Below are 18497 nucleotides of genomic sequence, written 5' to 3' on the forward strand. Positions count from 1 at the left end.
ACCGGGGCCGGTGGTCTAGGCGCAGGTCTTCCGTTCGACGTCGCACCGCTCGACCTCGGGGTGGCGTTTCGACGGCCTGTCGAACAGCGGCTGGGGCCTGTGGCGCAGGTGCAGGTCGAAGAAGGCCCGGACGTGGTCGCGGGTGATCTCGACGGCGCGCTCTCCGGGCAGGTCGGGATTGCGGTGGATGCCGAGTCGCTCCACCAGCAGCGCGGTGTCGGTGAAGGAGGAGTGCTCCGCCCCCTTCACCACGAGCCAGCGCTTCCACCCGGTCAGACGCGCCCAGTCACGTTCCCACGTGGTGTCCCTGCCTCCCGGGCTGTGCCCCGCCTTCGTGCCCAGGAAGAGGAACGGCCGCGGCAGCCCGCCGTCCGGGATCGGGGCGAAGGTCGTGCCGTCCATGTCGATCCCGGCGCGCACGCGGGTGTCCTTCAGCATGGCGGCGATGACGCTCGCGCCGCCCGCCGAGTGCCCGGCCATCCCGATCCGGGACGGGCCGATCAGTGAGGCGCCCTTCCACGCGGGGCGTGCGCCGGTCAGCTCGTCCAGCACGAAGGAGACGTCGTCCGCCCGGCCCCGGGCCACCTTGTTCCAGAAGTCCTGGCCCTTGGGCGCCTCACACGCGACACACGTGGTGATCCGGCCGTCGGGGAAGGACGTGGCCAGGCTCTCGTAGGTGTGTTCGACGCCGGCCACCACGTAACCCCTGCTCGCGAGTTCCTCGGCCAGGGCGGTGAGCGAGCTGCGGGGCTCGGTGAAGCCCGGAGAGAGCACCACCAGGGGCAGGCCGTGCTCACGCCCGGCCGGTTCGGCGCCGCTGAAGGCGTTGGTCCGCGTCCTGCTCAACACGTCGTACGGCACGCCGGTGACCTCTTCGCCCTTCAGGATGAGCTCCGACTCCTTAGCCGTCATGTAAGGCGCCCGCTTCCCTCCACGGGACTTCGCCGGATACCACAGGGAGACCATGAGCTCCCTGGCCTTCACACCGGGGACCCAGGGGTCGGCGCGGGAGGCGTCCCTGAGGTGCAGGGACGTGATGCCGACCGGGTGGGGGCCGGTCGGTTCGGGGAGGCGGAGCGCGCCGGTGGACCCGGACGCCGTCTCCTGTGAGGCGGCGGTCACGACGACCGGGCCGGGTCCGGCCGGAGCGGACGCGAAGGCGCAGGAGGGGACGGCCACGAAGGCGAGCAGGGCCGCGACGGTGGTGGCACCCCGGCGGATCCGGCGGGGCGGCGCCGGTTCGCCGCCACCGTGTTCCGCGGTGGGGCCGGGCGTGCTCTTCCTGTCCATCACATGGCTCATGAGCTGTCCTTCCTGACGGGGCCTCCTCGACGGGACCCCCGGTGGCGGCCGGTTGCGGCAACGAACCTAGGCTTCGGCGGGGCCCGTCCGCGTCGGCTGCCATGGCGATATCGCGCCCCTCCCGGGGAGGACCCCTCCGCCGTGTCATCCCCGCGATGTACTCCTGGCGGCGACGGACACGGTCACCGGGACGGACGCGGGGCGCGCCGTACAACCGGGACAATTCACCGGTGATACGGAGCGAACGACGGGGACGGCGGCGGTTCGGGCTGGATGTGCCGCGTCCCGCATGGAAACCCGCCCGGCCTTCGCGCCGGTCGCTTCTCGCCGACCTGCTGCTCGCGATCGTCCTGACCGTCGCCGCGGTGGCCGCGACGGCGGGCTCCGTGGGCGACGCCCACCGCGTCGGAGAGCGGCCGCCCTCCCTGCTGGAGCCCCTGCGGCTGCGGCCCCCTCCTCCTCCGCCGCCGAGCAGCGCAGTCCCGCCTGATCGCCCGGAACGGCCCGTCGCCCCCGCGGAGGACCGGAAGGACCGGGGCCCGCTCCCGCTCCTGGTGGTCCTGACGGCCCTGCCGCTGGCGGTGCGGAGGCTCCACCCACTGGTCGCCTTCTGGACGGTGCTGGCCGCGGCGCTGGCCACCCACGACGACGCGACGTGGATCACCGTGCTGACGTTCGCCGTCGCCGCCTACGGCGCCGTGGCCCACAGCCCCCACCGGATGCCGGCCATCGGGGGACTCGTCCTCGCCGCCGTGCTGGCGGGCGTCGCCTTCCGGGACTCCCTCCCGGCGCTGCCGGGTTGGCTGGGGCCGTTCGTGGTGCTGATGAGCGCCGGAGTCGCCGCCGGTCTCACCCGATCCTGGCGGCGGCGGCTCACCGAACTGCGGTACGCGCAGGAGGAGGCGATGCGCGAGGCCGTCCAGGAAGAGCGCTCCCGGATCGCCGGCGAACTACATGACGTCGTCACCCACAATGTGAACGTGATGGTGATCCAGGCCGGAGCGGCACGCAAGGTGATGGACACGGCTCCGGAACGGTCGAAGGAGGCCATGCTGGCGGTCGAAGCCGGTGGCCGGGCCGCCATGGCCGAGCTGCGCCACGTCATGGGACTGCTCGCCGGGCCCGAGAGCGAGCGGGCGGGCGGCGCCGAAGGGCTCGAACCGCAACCGGGACTCGACCGGCTCGACTCGTTGATCGAACGGGTCCGCGCGGCCGGGGTGCCGGTCGGGGCCGAGATCTCTCCGCCGCCCGGCCCGTTGCCGCCCGGGGTGGACCTCGCCGTCTACCGGGTCGTCCAGGAGGCGCTGACCAACACGATCAAGCACGCGGCCGGTGCGACGGCGTACGTCACCGTCGGCCACCGCGGCGACTGGCTGGAGATCGAGGTCACCGACACCGGGGGCGGGCGGACGGCACGCGCCGGAGACAGCCGGGGCCGGGGCCTGATCGGGTTGCGGGAGCGGCTCGCCCTCTACGGCGGCACCCTGCAGGCCGGGCCGCGAGACGACGGCGGCTACCGGATCAGGGCGCGGGTTCCGTGGACCACCACGTGAGCGGGCCCGTGCGCGTGGTCATCGCCGACGACCAGGCGCTGGTGCGCAGCGGGTTCGGGATGATCCTCGCCGCCGACGGCATCGAGGTGACGGCCGAGGCGGCCGACGGGGCGGAGGCCGTCGCCGCCGTCCGGCGCACCCGGCCCGACGTCGTGCTCATGGACATCCGGATGCCGCGGATGGACGGCATCGAAGCCACCCGGCGGATCATGACGGAAGGCGCGGACGGGACCCGCGTCCTCATCCTGACCACCTACGACCTCGATCACTACGTCTATGCCGCACTCACCGCGGGGGCCAGCGGCTTCCTGCTCAAGGACGTCACCCCCGAGCACCTGGCGGCCGCGGTGCGCCTGGTGCGCGCGGGGGACGCCCTGCTCGCGCCGACGATCACCCGCCGCCTGGTCGAGCGGTTCGCCCGCCGCGACGAGGCCGGGACGGCCGTGCACCGGGACCTGTCGGAGCTGACGCCCCGGGAGCTGGAGGTGTTGCGCCTGCTGGCCACCGGGCTGAGCAACGCCGAGCTCGCCGACCGGCTGAGTCTCAGTGCGGCGACGGTGAAGACCCATGTCGCGCGCATCCTGTCCAAGCTCGGCCTCAGGGACAGGGTTCAGGCGGTCGTGCTGGCCTACGAGACCGGGTTGATCGCCCCCGGCTCGTCCGGCGACCGTGCGCCGGAGGACTCACCCGGCCGGCGGTGACCGCCCGGGTCGTTCCCCGCCGCGCCGTCCGGCCGCCGGCCCGACGGCGGCGGAACCCGGACGGCTCCGCCCCTGTCCGTACCCGCATGTCAGAAGCGGGCCGGTCCATCCGTTCCGCGGGGTCCGGGGGAGGCGAGGGGGGTGCTCGCCGTACTCTGCGAACATGCGGCGGGGGCCGCTGTCCGGGGCCGGCCGACGCACGTGAGAAAGCCTGTCCCTCCGGGAATTCCCGAGCGCCGTGTATAGTTAGCGAAGGTAATGAGTCTTGATAATGAACCCAAGCAAGGACCAACGCGCGAGTCTGCGCAGCGACGCCGGTCTGGCCTCGGCGCTGCGCGTGTCGCTGGCGCGACTGAACAGACGCCTGCGCAGGCAGGCCGCGGGGCACTCACTGACCCCCACCCAGCTCGCGACGCTCGCCGCGGTGGAACGGCATTCCGGGATAACCCCCGGCGAATTGGCCGAGCTCGAGAAGGTGCAACCGCCCTCGATGACCCGCGTGACCGCCGTGCTGGGCGAGCGAGGGCTGGTGTCGCGCACACCGCACCCGACCGACCGGCGCCAGGTGACGCTGAGCGTGACCGAGGCGGGCTCGGCGTTGCTGAAGGAGGAGCGCCGCCGCAAGGAGGCGTGGCTGACACGGCAGCTGAAGGAGCTGACACCCGAGGAGAGGGCCGTGCTGAGGCAGGCGGCTCCGATTCTGGAGAAGCTCAGCCGGATCTAGCCGAACCCGAGGAACCCCGCGCCTCGGCGGCCCCGCAGGACGCCGAGGCGCACGCCGTACCGGAGGGCGCCGGGAGCGCCGTACCGCAGGAGGGGCCGGTACGGCGGGCCACGCGACGGGTGACGCGCGCGATGCCCGGCCGGCGGGCGGCCGCGCGCCGCCGCCGGACCGCGCGGGCGGCGGCCGTCGGTGAGCTGCAGGCCGTCGAGACCAGGACCGTCCAGGCCGTTCCCGGCGCCTCCGACGCGCGGGGCGGGATGTTCCGGTCGCTGCGCGTCCACAACTACCGGCTGTTCGCCATCGGCGGCGTGATCTCCAACGTCGGCGGGTGGATGCAGCGCACCGCGCAGGACCTGCTGGTGCTGGACCTGGCGCACGGCAGCGCCTTCGCCCTGGGCCTGACCACCGCGCTGCAGTTCCTGCCGCTGCTGCTGTTCGGGCTGTGGGGCGGCATGCTCGCCGACCGCTACCCCAAGCGGCCGCTGCTCATCACCGCCCAGTCGCTCATGGGACTGCTGGCGCTGACCATGGGCGTGCTCGTGGTGACCGGCAGCGCGCAGGTCTGGCACGTCTACGTGATGGCCTTCATGCTGGGCCTCATCTCCTGCGTCGAGGTGCCGACCCGGCAGTCGTTCGTCGTGGAGATGGTGGGCCGCAAGGACCTGTCCAACGCCGTCGCGCTGAACGCCTCCAGCTTCAACCTGGCCCGCGTGGTCGGCCCGGCCGTCGCGGGCGTGCTGATCTCCGCGCTCGGCGGCACCGGCCCGATGTTCCTCATCAACGCGGTGTCGTTCGGTGCGGTCCTCGCCGGGCTGGCGATGATGCGGACCTCGGAGCTGACCGCTCCCGACCCGGTTCCCAGGGCCAAGGGCCAGCTCCGCGAGGGCCTGCGGTACGTGCTGGCGCGCCCCGAGCTGCTGCTGCCGATACTGCTGGTCGCCTTCGTGTCGCTGTTCACCCAGTCGTTCTCGATGTCGATCGCGCTGATGGCCCGGCAGGTCTTCGGCGCGGGCGCGTCCTCCTTCGGCCTGGCCTCCAGCATGTTCGCGGTCGGCGCGCTGGGCGGCGCGCTGCTCGCGGCCCGGCGGGTACGGCCCAGCCGCAAGCTGCTGATCGGCGGCGCCCTGTCCTTCGGCGTGGCGCAGATCGTCAGCGGCCTGGCCCTCTGGTACCCGCTCTACCTGCTCTTCCTCATCCCCGCCGGGATCGCGCTGATCACGGTCAACACCGCCGCCAACACCAGCGTCCAGCTCGCCGCCTCGCCGGAGATGCGCGGCCGGGTGATGGGCATCTACGTGCTGGTCTTCACCGGAGGCGCCCCGATCGGCGCGCCGCTGCTCGGCTGGGTCGCGGAGATCGGCGGTCCCCGTACGGGCGTCGTCATCGGAGGGGTGCTCACGATGCTCGGGGTCGGCGCGGCGATAATGCTGACCAGGGCGATCGGCAGGAGGACGACGCATGCGGCTGTTCGTCGGACTACTGCCGCCGCGGCAGGCGCTTGACGAGCTCGCCCGCGCCCTGGAGCCCCACCGGGCGGCCTGGCCCGAGCTGCGCTGGCTGAACGCCGTGAACTGGCACGTCACGCTGTCGTTCCTGGGCGAGGTCCCCGAGGCGGCCCTGCCCGGCCTGCACGTCCGGCTGGCGCGCGCCGCGTCACGCCACGAGCCGATGACGCTGTCGTTCGCGGGCGGGGGCGCCTTCCCCTCCGCCCGCCGGGCGCGGGTCTTCTGGACCGGTCTGCGCGGCCCCGAGCTCCGGCTCGTCCGCCTGGCGGACTCGCTCGGGGCGGGGGCGCGCCGGGCCGGGGCCGAACAGACCGACCGGCGGCGGCTCCGGCCGCATCTGTCGCTGGCCAGGGCCAGGTCCGGCGTCGACGTCCAGGACCTGGTGGACGCGTTCGCCGCGTTCGCCGGGTCCTCCTGGGAGGCGGACACCGTGCACCTGGTGCGGAGCCACCTGGGGGCGACGGTCCGCTACGAGAAGGTCGGGGACTACCCCCTCGCGGCGCCCGCATCCGATGGGCGGGACTAAGCTCCAGAGCGTGGATCGTCCCCGTCGCTGGCTGCTGCCCACGGTGCTCGCACTGCTCGTGCTGCTCGTGGTGATCGGCGCCCTCGTCTCCTAGACCTCCCGGGCCCCGCCGTACGGCTTCACGGGGCACGCGCCGGCTCTCCCGGGCTTCCGCCGTACGGCTTCACGGGGCACGCGCCGGCTCTCCCGGGCCCCGCCGTACGGCGTGCGGATCCCGCGGGCCGTACGGCGCGCGGATCCCCGCAGGAACGGGAACCCGCGCGCCGTGTCCGCCGGTCGCCTGCTACCAGGCGTACTCCTCGGGGGCCGTTTTGAACCCGGGGAAGATCTCGTCCAGGCGGGCCAGCGCCTTGTCGTCCAGCGTGATCTCCAGGGCCTTGACGATCCCGTCGAGCTGCTCGGTCGTGCGGGGGCCGATGATCGGCGCGGTGACGGCCCGCTGGTGCAGCAGCCAGGCCAGGCCGACGTTGGCCGGGTCCTCGCCGAGCTCGTCGCAGAACGCCTCGTACCGCTCGATCTTGTCGCGGTGCCTCTCCAGCTCCTTGGTGATGTGTTCGGCGGCCGAACGACCCTTGTCGATCTTCCGGAGGATGCCGCCGAGCAGGCCGCCCGCCAGCGGGCTCCACGGGATCAGGCCCAGGCCGTAGTCCTCACACGCCGGGATGACCTCCAGCTCGGCGGCGCGGACGATGAGGTTGTAGTGCGACTGCTCGGAGACCAGTCCGAGGCCGCCCCGGCGGCGGGCGGTCTCCTGCGCCTTGGCGATGTGCCAGCCGGCGAAGTTGGACGACCCCACGTACAGGATCTTGCCCTGCTGCTTGAGGATGTCCATGGCCTCCCAGAACTCGTCGAACGGGGTGTCCCGGTCGACGTGGTGGGCCTGGTAGAGGTCGATGTGGTCGGTCTGCATGCGCTTCAGCGACGCCTCGGCGGCCCGGCGGATGTTGAGCGCCGACAGGCGGCCCTCGTTGGGCCAGTCGCCCATGTCGCCGTAGAGCTTCGTGGCGATGACGGTCTTCTCGCGGCGGTCGCCGCCCTTGGCGAACCATCGTCCGAGGATGTTCTCGGTGATGCCCTCGCCCTTCTTCCACCCGTAGACGTCAGCGGTGTCGAAGAAGTTGATCCCCAGCTCGTGGGCGCGGTCCATGATCGCGAAGGAGTCGTCCTCCGAGGTCACGGGGCCGAAGTTCATCGTGCCGAGACAGAGGCGGCTGACCTTCAGGCCGGTACGGCCAAGCTGTGTGTAATCCATGCTCCTCACCCTAAGTACCTGGAGTGCACTCCAGGCGAGCCCTCACGCTGAACCCCGGCGGCCGATGACCACCTCGCGCGTTCGCCGCTGTCGGGCGTGAAGTCGGACGGGCTCTGCGACGGACTAATGGTGTATCTGAAAGAAGGGACACCGTGCGGATGACCGCTCCCCCCGATTCGCCGGGGAGGCTTGACGACGCCGCGCTCATTGAGCAGTCGCGACATCGGCCCGAGTCCTTCGCCACGCTGTACGACCGCCACTTCAGTGACATCTACCGCTATGTCGCAGCGCGGATCGGGCCGCAGGCCGCCGACGACCTGGCCTCCGAGACCTTCCTGGTCGCGTTCCGCAAGCGAGACGGTTTCGATCCCGAGCGTGGCGCGGTACGCCGATGGCTGTACGGAATCGCCACCAACCTCCTCGCCGACCATCGCCGCAGCGAGACCCGGAGACTGGAGGCTCTGGCCAGGGTGCCGGTGGACAGTCCCGCCGAGAGCGAGCACGCCGACCGCGTGGCGGCGCGGGTGACCGCCGCGGCCGAACGGCGCCGGCTCGCCGCGGATCTCAGCCGGCTGCCCGACGGCGACCGGGACGTGCTGTTCCTGGTCGCGTACGCCGATCTCAGCTACGAGGAGATCGGTCAAGCCCTTGACATCCCCCTGGGCACCGTGGCCTCCCGGCTCAACCGCGTCCGCAGGAAGCTGCGCGCGGCACTGGACGACACCACCGTTGAATCTGGAGGATCCGATGGATGAACTGCACGATGACCAGGACTTCCGTCAGCCGGTCGAGCCGCACCACCTGACCGCGGTACGCCACCTGCTGGGATCCCACGAACCCTCACCCGGCACGGTCGCGGAGGGCCGCGCCCGGCTGCTCGCCGAGGCGACCGCCACCCCCACGGTCAGCGGCCTGGAATCCGCGCGGCGGAGGCGGCACGGACGGCGGGGCCGGCGGGCCGGCATCGGGTTGAGTCTCGCCGCGGTCGCGGCCGCGGCGGCGGTTCTCGTCCCCATGGGGCTGTCCGGCGGCGGGACGTCCGTCGTGCCTCACACCGGCACGTCGGCTCCCGCCACGACCGAACTGACCGCCCGGCAGGTCCTGCTCGCCGCCGCCGTCGCCGTGGAGAAGGCCCCCGCGAGCGGTGACTACTGGCGCATCGCGACGGTCGACCGGTCGACGCTGACCGACCCCACCCGCAACTATGTGATCGAGAAAGAGAGTTTCAGCGAACAATGGCTGGCGGAGCGGCCGGGTCTGCAGAGCTGGCGCATGCGGCAGTATCTCGGCGCCAAGCCCGCGACCCCGCGGGACGAGGAGGCCTGGCGGGCCGCGGGGGCGCCCACCAGCTGGCGGTACCCCAAGAACATGGCAATCGAGCAGTTCGCCGCCCCATCGAACGGGAGGTCGCTGGAGGCGGCGGCGGGCGAGCGGACCGCCGACCGACTTCACGGCAGGTGGAAGGGCAGTGCCGGTAGCCTGATGTGGGATCTGATCAGCTGGCAGGAGGCGCGTGCGATCCCGGGCGACCCCGAGAGGCTCCGGGCGTACCTGGCGGGGTACATCCGGCGGCAGGCGGCGGACCCTGACTACACGATAGACGTGGAGAAGGACACGCCGTATTTCCTCCGGGGACTGTGCATACAGATGCTCACCGACCTGCCGGTGTCCCCCGAGGCTCGCGCGTCCGCCTACCGGATCCTCGCGTCCCTGCCCGGCATCCGGGCCGAGGGGGAGGTCACCGATCCGCTGGGCCGACGCGGGCAGGCGCTCGGCTATCGGGAGGAGGCCGAGCCGGGCCTGTTCACCGAGGTCCGTTTCGTGGTCGATCCCGGCACCGGCCTGCCGCTCGCCGAGATGCGGATGAACACGGCCAAGGGTGCCGATGGGCAGCCGGTGGAGCTCCCCTCCTCCACCTCGTACCAGGCGATCGGCTGGACCGACGAACGACCGGAACCGCCCGCCCACCGGGACTGAGCCGCCCACCGAGCCGCGCGCGGGGACCAGGCGGGGGCCGGTCCCCGCGCGCGGCCCTCTGATCGATCACTCACCGCCGAGGCCGGTGAGGCGGTTGATCTCCCCCCCCTCACCGAGCAGCCCCGCCGTACAGGCGGGGGAGATCGACGAGAACGATACGGCCGTCGCGGGCGGCCGCCGTGCGCAGGTCGGTGTCGAATCCGGCTCCGCTGTAGCAGAGCAGGGACATGCCCTCGGTGTCGTATCCCTTGACGGCCAGCAGCTCCCCGGCCCTGCGCAGCCGTTCGAGGTGGCGCAGCCCCATGACCTTCCCCCATTTCGCCTCACCCAGGGCGATGACGCGTGGGCGGGCACCCGCCTCGCCCGGCGCGACCGCGGCGACGTCGACCTGGATCGACCTCTTGTTGGAGGGATCCGGGACGACTCCCGGGGACACTCGCCCCGGCAGCTCGCCGAACAGGTTCAGGCTGTCGGCGATGGTGAACTCCCGGCACAGCTCCTCGAAGTGCGGACCGACGACCTGGGAGAGGAAGCCGCTCCTGGACACCTCCCACGCCTGCCCGGCCAGCCCGCGCTCAAGGAAGCTCCAGGTGCGGCGCATCACGCCCTCGTAGAAGGTGATCAGCGGTTCGGTGATCCGGTAGGTGAACTTCCCCGAGCTGAAGGCGTCCTGCTCCCGATGAATCAGGCGGCTGTCCTCCAGCACCGTCAGGGGATGGCCGATGTGGGTCGAAGGGCGCCCGAGATATCCCGCGATGCCGCCGCGCGTGGTGTGCCCGGCGGCGATGGCCCCCAGAACGGCGTGGTAGAGGGCCGGATCACGGATCTCGGTCTCCTCCGCGAGAAGGTAGCGGGCCTCTCGGAAGAGGGGGACCGCGGGATTGAGCACGGTCCTGACCACCCAGTCGTCGAACTCCGCGAGCGACGAGGGCGCGTCGGAGTAGATGAACTCGTGCCGGTACGCGGGGGTTCCGCCGACGACGGAGTGGAGAAGCACCGCCAGCTCATGGTCGGAGTCACATCCCCAGAAGCGCGCGGCGGTGAGGTGGTCCATGGGGCTGACGACGAGTTCGAGGCTGGCCCGTCCCCTGAGCGGGGCGTCACCGGCGAGCAGGCCGCCCATCACCGACATCGCGGATCCGCAGAGCAGGATCTTCGTCCTCGACCGTCGTGCGATGCCACCCGGGTCGAGGGCCCGCTGGAACAGCGAGGGCAGGACCGGGCTGGCCTTGGCCAGGTAGGGGAACTCGTCGATGACGACGATGCCGTCGGGGACCGTCGCGTACAGGCGGTCGATGGCCTGGTCCCAGTTGTCGAACTGGTATCGCCCTCCGCCGCCCGCGTGGAAGGCCAGGGCTTCGCCGAACCGGCGGAGTCCCTCCGTCTCGGTGTCCTCGCTGGCCGCGAAATAGAAGCCGCCGACGGCCTCGACGAGGGCATTGAGGAGGAAGGTCTTGCCCTGCCGGCGCCGCCCGCTCACCACGCCCAGCCGGGCACTCGGCGCCTCGCTCTCCACGAAGCGGCTCAGCGCGGCCCATTCGGTGTCCCGGGCGAAGACGTACTCGGGCTTTTCGATCATTGACACGCTCCTTAGAGGTATACCTCTTAGAACTATAACTCTAAGAGGTATACCTCTAAGATCATTTACCGGTGCAGAGGCCGGTGAGCGAGAGTGGTGGATTCCCGGGCGCTCGGTGATCTTCCGCGATAGGATGGACACCGATCCCGGGTGGAGCGTGACGACGCTCCCCGGGATTCTCCGTCTCATGACCCCCTACCGCACGATCCTCGGCGCCGCCGTCCCCCTCTACCTCGCCTCGGTCGCCTCCATGGCGGGCGCCCTGGTGACCGTCTCGGTCCTCGGCCGGCACGCGACCGCGACGCTGGCCGCCGCCGCACTGGTCGGCGCGGTCGCCAACCCGGCGATCGCCTCGGTGACCGGGGTCATGCGGGGCCTGATGCCGTTCCTCGCGCCGGTCCGCGACGACGCGGACGCGGCGGTTCCCATCATGCGCGACGCCCGGTGGCTGGCCATCGCCGTCGGGGTGACGGGCGCGCTCGCCGTGGCGTGCGTACCGGTGATCGCCCGGATCGGCGGCGTGCCCGGCGAGGTCGTCGGCGAGCTCGGCCTCTACCCGGCCCTGACCGCGCTGCAGATCCTGGTCACGGCTCTGGCCGGCGGCGCGAACTCGACGCTCGTCGCCCTCGGCCGGAGCCGGATGGTGCTCTGGTCGGGGCTGTCGGCGACGGCCGCCGCCGTCACACTGACCGCCGCACTGGTCCCGCCGCTCGGCCTGACCGGGGCGGGGATCGCCGAGGTCGCCTCCGCCTGCGTCGGCGCGGCCGTCGCCGGCGTCTGCCTGCGCCGCCTGCCGCTGCTCCGGGGACACTCGACGCGCCCGGGACGGCCCCGGCCGAAGGAGATCCTCGACATGGCCCGGGTCGGCCTCCCGCTGGCGGGCACCGTACTGGTGAAGTTCGCGGTGCTGGGAGTGGTGGCGTTCGCCGCGGCCCGGCTCGGCGCGGACGACGGGGCGGTCCACGCGGTCCTCAACTCCCTGATCGGGCTCGTCATGGTCGCCTCCATCTCGGTGGCGCAGGCGTCGGTCCCGGTGGTCGCCCGCGCCGCGGACCCGCGTGAGGCGCGCCGCGCCGTCCGGGCGGCTCTGGTGATCGCGCTCATCGGGGCGTCGGCGGGCGCGGCCGTCCCCGCGGTGGCCGGGGACGCGCTGGTCGGGCTGTTCACCGGCGACGCCGCGGTGGCGGAACGGGTGCTCGGGCTGATGCCGCTGATGATCCTCGCGGCGATGGCGGACGCCTGCCAGGCGGTGACCGGGTTCGGCCTCACCGCGCTCCGGCGGTCCTCGGCCAGCCTGACCTACTTCGCGATCCTGTACGGCCTGCTCGCCCTGTCCGCCTTCCCCATGGCGGCGACGGCGGGCCTGACCGGCCTCTGGGCGGCCAGGATCGCGGCGAACCTCCTGCTCGTCGCCGCCCAGGGAACGGGCTTCCTCCGCCACAGCGCGCGGATCGGGGCGCCGGCCGTACCGGGGCGGGCGGCGCCGGCGCGGGGCTGACCGGCCGGCTCACGGTCCGCCCCGGCGAGGGGACGGCCGTACGGGGCAGGCCGGGGACGGCCGCTTCGCGGGCCGATCGCAGGGCATTATGGCGGGATGGGGAGTAAGACGGGGGAGATCGTGATCCGTGCGCTCGCGCCGGTCGGGGCGGTCGCGCTGGCCGGGGCGGTGGCGCTCACCGGGCCGCGGGCCGAAGCGCAGGTCCGCGGGGGGACGGTGGAGCGGCCCCAGGTGCAGGCACAGGCGCAGGCGCAGACGGGGACGCGGGACGACGACGAGGGGAGGCCGCTGTTCACCTTCAAGGACCGGCGGATCACCGAGTCGAGCGGGCTGGCGGTCTCGCCGACGCATCCGGACGTCTACTACACCCACAACGACAGCTCGGCCGGTCCGGTCTTCTACGCCGTCGGGCCCGCCGGCCGTACCCGCGCGACGTTCACCCTCCGGGGGGCGTCGGCCCGCGACTGGGAGGGGATGGCGGCGTCCAAGGACCCGAGGACCGGGCGGGGGGTGCTCTGGTTCGCCGACATCGGCGACAACTTCGACGGGGCGTGGCCGGACGTCTCCGTCTACCGGGTGGACGAGCCCGCCGCGATGCGTGACGCCACCCTGCCCGCCGTGCGCTACAGGTTCCGCTACGAGGACGGCAAGCACAACGCCGAGGGCGTCATGGTCCACCCCCGGACCGGGCGGCTCTACGTCGTGACCAAGCAGTTCGCCGGCGGCGTCTACGCGGCGCCGAAGCGGCTGCGCACCGACCGGATCAACGTGCTCCGCAGGGTCGGCTCCGCCCCCATCATGGCCACCGACGCCGCCTACGCCCCCGACGGGTCGAGCTTCGTCATCCGCACCTACTTCTCCGCCACCGTCTACCGGGCGCCGGGCAAGGAGATCTCCCGGGTGTCGATGCCGCCGCTGGAGCAGGCGGAGTCCATCGCCTACACGTCCGACGGCAGGGCGCTGCTGACCGGGAGCGAGGGGGTCGGCAGCCCCGTCTACCGCGTCCCGCTGCCCGAGCGGGTCCTCCGTGAGATCGACGCGGCGCGGGTGAAGGCCACGCCGACCCCGACGGGGAAGGCGGACGGCCGGGCCACGACGGCCGCCGACGCGGGGCGGGACGCCCGGGGTGAGGCGCGGGCCGCCGACGCCGACGCGGGGGTGCCGACCCGGGCGGTGGCGCTCTGGCTGGCCGTCGCGGCGGGGGCTACCGGCGTCATCACCTTCATCGCCCGCCGCGCCAGGTAGGGCGGACCGGGGATCCGGCACGGGGCGGCGCGGGGTCCGGTTCGCGCTGAGGGCGGGGCATCTCGTTCGATGGCGGCATCGACCGTCGGACCGGGCCGCCGGGCCGCCGGGCCGCCGGGGCATCGGGAGCGAGGCATCTCGTTCGGGGGTGACACCGACCGGCGGACGGGACAGTGGGCCGGTGACGGGACGGAGATGAGCGCCTTCCGCAACCGAACGGCGATCGGCGCCTGCCATCCTCGACGCCATGCCAGATCGAACTCCGCCCCCAGGTGCGCGGCTCCCGCTGGGAATGGGCTGCCCGGAGTGCGACGCGCCCATCGACGCGACGTATGACCGCTGTCCCCGTTGCGCGTTGCCGTTGCGAGGGCCGGTGGCGACCCGGCTGTGGCACGTGGACCGGGCGCTCGCGGACCTGCGGGGCAAGGAGGCCGAGCTGCTGGAACGGCGCGGCAGACTGCTCGCCCGGCTCAGGGCCGAACGCGCCCCGGCCGCCGGGCCGGGAACGGCGGATGCACGGCGAGCGGCCGGCGACTCCGGGGACGAAGGTGACCCGTGGGGTGACGAGGCCCGACGGGACGGAGACGGCCCGTGGGACGGCGATGGCGTCCCGGACGCCGGAGAGGGCGCCGGGAACGTCCGGGGTCCGCGATGGGCGGCGGGGGCCGGTCCCGCCGTCCCGCGCCGGGACTTCTCGCCCCGTGCCGTGCAGAATCTCCTCCTCACGCTCGGCGGCCTGCTCCTCGTCGTCGCGGCCGTCGTCTTCACCGCGGTGAACTGGGGACGCATCGGCATCGGCGGGCGGGCGGCGATCCTCGCCGGGGTCACCGCGCTGACCCTCGTCACACCGAGGCTCCTGGTACGGCGGTCGCTCGCCACGACGGCGGAGACCGTCGCGATGCTGGGCGCCGCACTTCTCCTCCTGGACGGCTACGCGGCCCGGCGGGTCGGTCTGGCGGGAGCCGGAGACCTCGACGGCCGTCACTACGCGGCCCTGGTGTCCGCGGTGGTCGCGCTCGCCATGGCGGGGTATTCACGGCTGCTGCCGCTGAGGCTGCCGTTGCCGGTGGCGATCGTTCTCGCCCAGCTTCCGCTCCCGCTGCTGTTCGCCCGCGGGGTGGACGTCCACAGCACGGCGGCCCTCGCGGCCACGGCCGCCCTCGACGCCGCCCTCGTCGGGCTCCTCACCCGCCGGGCACGCGGATCTGAGCGGGACACGGGTGGGCGGTGGGCGCGGGTCACCGCGTCCGTCTGCTTCGGCCTGGTCTGGGCGTCGGCCGTGCTCTGCGGGGTTCTCCACGCCGTCTTCGCGGCTCCGGGCGCCGGAGCGGTTCCGGGCGCCGTGGCCGCCGGCCTCGTCGACGGGGCGTTGCTGGTCGCACTGGCCGTGATCGGGGTGGCCGTCGCCGTACGGCCGGGGGCTCCGGCGCGTACGGCCCTCGCGGCCGCGTCGGCGCTCGCGGCGTCCGGCGGCCTGGCCGCGCCCCTCTGGACGCTGCTTCCGGGGGAGTGGCAGGCCGTCTCCCAGGTCGCCGCCGCGCTGGTCGTCGCGGCTGTCGCGCTGTACACGCCGGTCCCGGTGGCCGCCCGGATCCGCGGAGCGGCGGGCGCACCGGATCCGGCGGTCACGCGGATCCACGGCGCGGCGGACGCGCCGGTCCGCGGGGGTGTGCGGATCCGCTCGGCCGCCGCGGTCTCCGCCGGCCTCCTGGCCGGGCTCGTCGCGGTCCCCGCGCTCGCCGCCGGGATCCACGGGCTCTACCACCCGCTCGCCCGGCCATGGACGCCGCCGGTGGAGCACGTCCGGCAGCACCCGTCCCTCGTCGTCCTGGCGGTCCTCACGGTGATCGCCCTGGCGGTGCTCGGCGGCCGGGCCGCGGGGCGCGCCGGGGCGACCTCGGCGGCCTCGGCCGCCGGGCCGGTGGTGCCGGCGGCGCTGGCGGCGTCGGCCGTACTGCCGTACGGGGCGGAGGTGGCGCTGCTGGTCGCGGGCGTCGTCCCCGCGGCGTGGGCGGTCGCGCGCGGCCGTGCCGGCGGGACGGCTTCCACCACCGGAGCGGCCCGTGCCGCAGGGACGGCCGATGCAGCCGGAACGCCCGATGCAGCCGGTGCGGCTGGAACGACCGGTGCCGCCGGCATCGTCGGCGCGGCCGAAGCGGCCGGTGTGGTCGGGGCGTTGTGGGCGGGGTCGATGGCGGTCTCATGGGCGCTCGCGACGAGACCCGCCACGCTGATCGTGCTTCCGGTGCTGGCGGTGATCGGGGCGGCGGTCGCGGCGGGTGGCCGGACGCCGGCCGTACGGGCCGGTGCGGCGGGTGCGGCGGCGCTGCTTCTGGGCGGCGAGGCGCTGGCCGCCGGCCTGGCGGCGGGGTGGCCGCTGCGGTACGCGGCGTTCGGTGTGCTGTCCGTCGCCTGTGCGGCGGCGGTCGTGGCGGGACGTCTGCGGCGGTCGGCGTTCGCGATCGGGGCGGAGGCGGCGGGGTACGTCCTCGTCGCCGCGGGCCTGCTCCTCGCCGTCGCGGGTTCGGTCCCCGGCGTGACCACTGACGCCGGTACCGACGGTTCCGGCGCCGACCTGCCGGTGATGGCGCTGGCCTGCGCGGTCGCCGGCGTGCTGATGGCCGGTACGGCGCTGCGCCCCGACCGGCGTCAGGCCGGGTACGTGGGGACCGGCCTCCTGCTCGCGGCCTCCTGGCTGCGGCTGCTCGCCTGGGACGTGTCGGTGATCGAGGCGTACACGGTCCCGTTCGCGCTGGTGCTGGTGGTCTTCGGCCGGTGGCGGGCGCGCGGGGCGAGGACCTCCTCGTGGAGCGCCTACGGGGCCGGGCTCGCCACCGGCCTGCTGCCCAGCGCGTTCGCGGTGCTCCAGGGCGGGGGCTGGGTCCGGCCGCTGCTGCTCGGTCTGGTCTCGATGGCCGTGCTGCTGGCCGGGGCCCGGTGGCGGCTCCAGGCGCCGGCCCTGCTCGGCGGCCTCACGCTGGCCGTCGTCGTCCTGCACGAGCTGGCCCCGTGGATCGCGCTGGCCGTCGTGGCCGTGCCGCGGTGGGTGCCGATGGCGGCGGGCGGGTTGCTGCTGGTCGCGCTCGGCGCGACCTACGAGGCACGGCTGAGTGACGTGCGCCGCCTGCGGGCGGCCGTCGGCAGGATGCGCTGAGACGCGCTGACGAAGTCGGCCGCGGGCGGCGCGCGGCCTCCGCGGGCGGGGTTCCCGAGTGGTCCGGCGCGGTCCCTGAGGGTGGGATCCTCCGGGCCGTCCCGGCGCGAGGGCTCCGGCGGATGGCTCGGCGTGCGGTCCCCCGGCTTTCACCTGACAGGTGGGCAAAAGGGGACGATCGTCGGAAGGGGCTTCACCGCGGCGGAGTGTTGCCGTTAGCGTGCGGGCATGCGCTTTCTGGAGGCCGGTGCGTCCGGCGGCACCCGCCCGCGCGGGAACGTCGGGGTCGTCGGCGCGGGGATCGTCGGCCTGGCGGTGGCCCGGCAGGTGGCCCTGGCCGGTGACGCCACGGTCACCGTCCTCGACAAGGAGGACCGCGTCGCGGCCCACCAGACCGGGCACAACAGCGGCGTCGTGCACGCGGGGATCTACTACCGGCCCGGCTCGCTCAAGGCGCGGCTGTGCCGCGAGGGCGCGGCCATGCTCAGGGAGTACTGCGCCGAGCACCGCATCCCCTACGACGAGGTCGGCAAGCTCGTCATCGCCTCCACCGCCGCCGAGCGTCCGGGGCTGCGGGACATCGCCGAGCGCGCCCGCGCCAACGGCGTGCCCGGCATCGCCGAACTGGACGCCCTGGCGCTGCGCGAGGTCGAGCCGGACGCCGTCGGGGTGGCCGCCGTGCACTCCCCGCACACCGCGATCGCCGACTTCCCCGCCGTCGCCCGCCGTCTGGCCCGTGACGTCGAGGAGCTGGGCGGCTCGGTGCTCCTGTCGCACCCGGTCCGCGCGCTGCGGCAGACCTCGGGCGGGGTGGACGTGCTGGCCGGTGAGCGGAGGCTCCGCTTCGACCGGCTGATCGTCTGCGCCGGGCTCGGCACCGACGCCGTCGCCCGGATGGCCGGAGCACCCGGCGACGTACGGATCGTCCCCTTCCGCGGGGAGTACTACGCGCTGGCCGGTGTGGCGAAGGACCTGGTCCGAGGGCTGATCTATCCGGTCCCCGACCCCCGCTACCCGTTCCTCGGCGTCCACCTGACCCGCCGGATCGACGGCGAGGTCCTGGTCGGACCCAACGCGGTCATGGCCCTGGCACTGGAGGGCTACTCCTGGCGCGACGTCGATCCGGGCGACCTGCGCCGGATCCTGGCCTGGCGGGGCACCCGGCGGCTGGCCGTACGGCACTGGCGTACCGGGGTGCGGGAGGTGCTGGGCTCGCTGTCCAAGGGGGCCTTCCTGGCCGCCGCCCGCCGCTACGTGCCCGCCATCGGCGCCGGCGACCTCGTCCGGGTCGAGGGCGGCGTCCGGGCACAGGCCGTGGGCAGGGACGGCGCCCTTCTGGACGACTTCTCCGTCGACGTCCACGACCGGGTGGCGCTGGTCAGGAACGCCCCTTCACCTGCGGCGACGTCCAGTCTGGCAATCGCCGGGCATATTGTGGGGCTAATCTCGACGTCGTCCTTTTAACCGCGCTTTCATCTGGG

Annotated in this window: 14 protein-coding genes; 11 read left to right on the top strand and 3 right to left on the bottom strand. The window is 73.6% G+C overall.

Annotated elements, in window-relative coordinates; genetic code table 11:
- Positions 1-15: 15 nt before the first annotated feature.
- Positions 16-1302 carry an alpha/beta hydrolase gene (locus AB0D67_RS08340; RefSeq protein ID WP_362931330.1) on the bottom strand — a complete coding sequence of 429 codons (1287 nt, stop codon included), beginning with the start codon at positions 1300-1302 and terminating at the stop codon, positions 16-18.
- A 230-nt stretch (positions 1303-1532) separates the two neighbouring features.
- On the opposite strand from AB0D67_RS08340, the gene AB0D67_RS08345 reads away from it, so the two are divergent.
- The 5 genes from AB0D67_RS08345 (at position 1533) to thpR (ending at position 6311) form a co-directional block, all read left to right on the top strand.
- A complete protein-coding gene (locus AB0D67_RS08345) occupies positions 1533-2855 on the top strand; it encodes a histidine kinase (RefSeq protein WP_362931332.1) in 1323 nt (440 codons plus the stop codon).
- Positions 2852-3556 carry a response regulator transcription factor gene (locus AB0D67_RS08350; RefSeq protein WP_362931334.1) on the top strand — a complete coding sequence of 235 codons (705 nt, stop codon included), beginning with the start codon at positions 2852-2854 and terminating at the stop codon, positions 3554-3556. The genes AB0D67_RS08345 and AB0D67_RS08350 overlap by 4 nt, the downstream gene beginning before the upstream one ends.
- A gap of 271 nt (positions 3557-3827) precedes the next feature.
- The gene (locus AB0D67_RS08355; protein WP_362931336.1) at positions 3828-4280 is read left to right on the top strand and encodes a MarR family transcriptional regulator; all 453 of its coding nucleotides are present in this window, start codon (positions 3828-3830) and stop codon (positions 4278-4280) included.
- A 131-nt stretch (positions 4281-4411) separates the two neighbouring features.
- Positions 4412-5782, top strand: a complete 1371-nt coding sequence (locus AB0D67_RS08360) for an MFS transporter (protein WP_362931338.1) — start codon at positions 4412-4414, stop codon at positions 5780-5782.
- Positions 5739-6311: an RNA 2',3'-cyclic phosphodiesterase gene (gene thpR / locus AB0D67_RS08365; RefSeq protein WP_362931340.1), complete on the top strand. Its 573-nt coding sequence runs from the start codon at positions 5739-5741 to the stop codon at positions 6309-6311. The genes AB0D67_RS08360 and thpR overlap by 44 nt, the downstream gene beginning before the upstream one ends.
- A gap of 283 nt (positions 6312-6594) precedes the next feature.
- Here the strand turns inward: thpR and AB0D67_RS08370 are convergent, their stop codons facing one another.
- Entirely contained in the window at positions 6595-7563 is a 969-nt protein-coding gene (locus AB0D67_RS08370) for an aldo/keto reductase (RefSeq protein ID WP_362931342.1), read from the bottom strand.
- Between the two features lie 158 nt (positions 7564-7721).
- Here AB0D67_RS08370 and AB0D67_RS08375 point away from each other — a divergent pair, with 158 nt between their 5' ends.
- Together AB0D67_RS08375 and AB0D67_RS08380 are read left to right on the top strand one after the other, a co-directional pair.
- Positions 7722-8318, top strand: a complete 597-nt coding sequence (locus AB0D67_RS08375) for an RNA polymerase sigma factor (RefSeq protein ID WP_362931344.1) — start codon at positions 7722-7724, stop codon at positions 8316-8318.
- On the top strand, positions 8311-9540 hold the full coding sequence (locus AB0D67_RS08380) for a CU044_5270 family protein (RefSeq protein WP_362931346.1): 1230 nt from the start codon (positions 8311-8313) through the stop codon (positions 9538-9540). The genes AB0D67_RS08375 and AB0D67_RS08380 overlap by 8 nt, the downstream gene beginning before the upstream one ends.
- Before the next feature lie 109 nt (positions 9541-9649).
- On the opposite strand, the gene AB0D67_RS08385 is transcribed toward AB0D67_RS08380, so the two are convergent.
- The gene (locus AB0D67_RS08385) at positions 9650-11119 is read right to left on the bottom strand and encodes an ATP-binding protein (protein WP_362931348.1); all 1470 of its coding nucleotides are present in this window, start codon (positions 11117-11119) and stop codon (positions 9650-9652) included.
- A gap of 187 nt (positions 11120-11306) precedes the next feature.
- On the opposite strand from AB0D67_RS08385, the gene AB0D67_RS08390 reads away from it, so the two are divergent.
- The 4 genes from AB0D67_RS08390 to lhgO all read left to right on the top strand — a co-directional run bounded on the left by AB0D67_RS08390 (position 11307) and on the right by lhgO (position 18480).
- Positions 11307-12617, top strand: coding sequence for an MATE family efflux transporter (locus AB0D67_RS08390; protein ID WP_362931350.1), 1311 nt, complete (start codon positions 11307-11309; stop codon positions 12615-12617).
- 96 nt (positions 12618-12713) lie between these two features.
- The gene (locus AB0D67_RS08395; RefSeq protein WP_362931352.1) at positions 12714-13862 is read left to right on the top strand and encodes a hypothetical protein; all 1149 of its coding nucleotides are present in this window, start codon (positions 12714-12716) and stop codon (positions 13860-13862) included.
- A 247-nt stretch (positions 13863-14109) separates the two neighbouring features.
- A complete protein-coding gene (locus tag AB0D67_RS08400; protein WP_362931354.1) occupies positions 14110-17016 on the top strand; it encodes a hypothetical protein in 2907 nt (968 codons plus the stop codon).
- 228 nt (positions 17017-17244) lie between these two features.
- Positions 17245-18480, top strand: coding sequence for an L-2-hydroxyglutarate oxidase (gene lhgO / locus AB0D67_RS08405; protein ID WP_362931356.1), 1236 nt, complete (start codon positions 17245-17247; stop codon positions 18478-18480).
- Positions 18481-18497: the final 17 nt, after the last annotated feature.

Origin of the sequence: Streptosporangium sp. NPDC048047 (assembly GCF_040653115.1) — a bacterium.
GTDB lineage: Bacteria > Actinomycetota > Actinomycetes > Streptosporangiales > Streptosporangiaceae > Streptosporangium.

Coding starts and splice junctions, on each gene's coding strand:
- AB0D67_RS08395 (WP_362931352.1), top strand. CDS start 12,714: ATGGGGAGTAAGACGGGGGAGATCGTGATCCGTGCGCTCGCGCCGGTC.
- AB0D67_RS08385 (WP_362931348.1), bottom strand. CDS start 11,119: ATGATCGAAAAGCCCGAGTACGTCTTCGCCCGGGACACCGAATGGGCC.
- AB0D67_RS08380 (WP_362931346.1), top strand. CDS start 8,311: ATGGATGAACTGCACGATGACCAGGACTTCCGTCAGCCGGTCGAGCCG.
- lhgO (WP_362931356.1), top strand. CDS start 17,245: ATGCGCTTTCTGGAGGCCGGTGCGTCCGGCGGCACCCGCCCGCGCGGG.
- AB0D67_RS08360 (WP_362931338.1), top strand. CDS start 4,412: ATGCCCGGCCGGCGGGCGGCCGCGCGCCGCCGCCGGACCGCGCGGGCG.
- AB0D67_RS08370 (WP_362931342.1), bottom strand. CDS start 7,563: ATGGATTACACACAGCTTGGCCGTACCGGCCTGAAGGTCAGCCGCCTC.
- AB0D67_RS08375 (WP_362931344.1), top strand. CDS start 7,722: ATGACCGCTCCCCCCGATTCGCCGGGGAGGCTTGACGACGCCGCGCTC.
- thpR (WP_362931340.1), top strand. CDS start 5,739: ATGCGGCTGTTCGTCGGACTACTGCCGCCGCGGCAGGCGCTTGACGAG.
- AB0D67_RS08400 (WP_362931354.1), top strand. CDS start 14,110: ATGCCAGATCGAACTCCGCCCCCAGGTGCGCGGCTCCCGCTGGGAATG.
- AB0D67_RS08355 (WP_362931336.1), top strand. CDS start 3,828: ATGAACCCAAGCAAGGACCAACGCGCGAGTCTGCGCAGCGACGCCGGT.
- AB0D67_RS08340 (WP_362931330.1), bottom strand. CDS start 1,302: ATGAGCCATGTGATGGACAGGAAGAGCACGCCCGGCCCCACCGCGGAA.
- AB0D67_RS08390 (WP_362931350.1), top strand. CDS start 11,307: ATGACCCCCTACCGCACGATCCTCGGCGCCGCCGTCCCCCTCTACCTC.